Source organism: Kitasatospora sp. NPDC007106 (assembly GCF_040634455.1).
Classification (GTDB): Bacteria; Actinomycetota; Actinomycetes; order Streptomycetales; family Streptomycetaceae; genus Kitasatospora; species Kitasatospora arboriphila.
On sequence record NZ_JBEYFP010001013.1, the window covers coordinates 1 to 1968 of the forward strand.

Sequence of the window (1968 nt, forward strand, 5' to 3'; positions counted from 1 at the left end):
GTCTGCGCGGGCTGGGAGTCCCCGCACCCCGCCGGCCCCGACTCCGGCTACTACACGTACGACGCCTACACGTCCTACGACACCGCCGGACACCCGGACGGCGTCTGCACCAGCACCGTCGGCGGCGCCCACGTCCTGACCACCTGTTACGGCCTCGACGGCTCCGCGCACTCCGCGCCCGCCACCCTCTCGACGCTGGCCGGCAACGTGCTGACCTTCAACCCCGAGACGGTCACCACGGACACCGGGACCCGCAGCTACTTCCCCGTCTGGGGCGGCACCGTGGCCGGGGCGACGGTCTGCCACGACTGGACGACCGCCGCGCCCTGCGCGGGGTTCCCGCTGCCCGCGTCCCACCCCGGCGTCAACGGCGGGGCCACCCGTGACTACGGCTACGCGTACGACGCCACGACCCGCTGCCTGATCGGCCTCGGCGACGCCGGCGTCCTGTTCTCCCTGGACCCGGCGTCCGGAGCCACCCCGTGCGTCCACAGCGGCGCGGCCGTCACCCTCAGGCCCGCCGACTTCTACTGCGACGGCGCCACCGGCCACGTCCAGGGCTACACCCGGGCGCGGCTGACCGACATCGACCTCTCGCACGTCGACCCGGCGGCGTCCCGGGCCCTCGTCACCGACCCCGACGGCACACCCGTCGCCGCCCCGGCCCTCGCCCCGGACGGCACGGTCGACCTGTCCGGCATCTCGGCGACCGCGCACCCGGCGATCACCGTCACGGCCCAGCTCGTGCTCACCTCCACCGCGGACTTCACCACCGACAACCACCCCGCGCTGGTCGTCGAGTACCGGGGCGACGCACCGCAGATCTGCTTCCGCACCACGGTCACGCCCGACTGCGCGACCACGTCCGTCACCAACACGGCGACCGGCACCGACGCGACCGGCGCCCTCACCTCCAACACCGTCACCACCGCCGTCGCCCCGGGCGCCGGCTGCCGGCCCCGGGTCAGCGTCGAGAAGGAGATCTGCGGCTCCGGAAACCCGCACGACTGCGAACCCGGCGGCCCGGGCCCCTGGGCCAAGACCAGCCCCGTCGGCCTGCTGCGCCTGCTCGGCCACGCGCACTGGCGGATCACCGTCACCAACGACGGCCCCGTCGACGCCGCGTCGGTGACCGTCAACGACGCCGTCACGCCCGGCTGCCGGCAGGCCGCCGGCACCTTCGCCCTGGCGGCCGGAACCAGCCGCGCGGTCTACTGCGACTCCCTGCTGCTGGCACTGCCGCTGAAGAACACCGCCTCCGCGAGCTTCGTGCCCGCGAACTCGCCGCCCGGCACCGCCCCCGCCACCACCGCGCCCTCCTCGGCCGTGGCCTGCTCCCTGCTCTGCATCCTCGGGGCACCCGGCAGTGACTGACGGGTGGGCCCTCACCCGCGGCTCATCGGGTGAACAGCGCCCCGTTGTGGACGTGGCGCCGGTGATCGCAGGTGCGTCAACCTGTTCGGGGCGACCGAGAACCATCCGGCCTTCGCCCCTGAGAACCTCACCGACTCCACGGCCACCGTCTTCCTCGACTTCGACTGCTCGGGCGACACGTACTTCGTCATGAACCCCGGCAAGAAGCTCGGCGACCGCCTGAAGCTCCGCTCGGTGATCTTCAGCTGACCAGGACAGCCGGCCGGCCCGACCACGGCTGCGGGCCCGCCCCGGTGCGGCCGGCCCGCACCGCCGTACGGCGGACCGTGCCCCGGGCTGACGGCGGGTCAGGCCCTCGCAGCACGGCCGGGGCGACCCCGGACCCTATGATCCGAAGCACCAGAAGCAGCCATTGCAGCACCGAGAGTGACGCACGGTGCAGGTGCCGGGCACTGTCGGCGGCACTCGGACGGGAGACCTGTGGACGTGAGCACGGACCGGAACGGGTTGGACGGCGCGGTCGTCGCCGTGGCGGGTGCGGCCGGCCCCGCGGGGCGGGCGGCGCTGCTGCGGCTCGCCGCGGCGGGTGCCACG

Annotated in this window: 1 pseudogene; it reads left to right on the forward strand. The window is 74.3% G+C overall.

What is annotated here, in order from left to right:
- A pseudogene (locus ABZ641_RS35195) lies at positions 1 to 1374 on the forward strand (hypothetical protein); the annotation flags it as partial.
- Positions 1375 to 1968 lie beyond the last annotated feature (594 nt).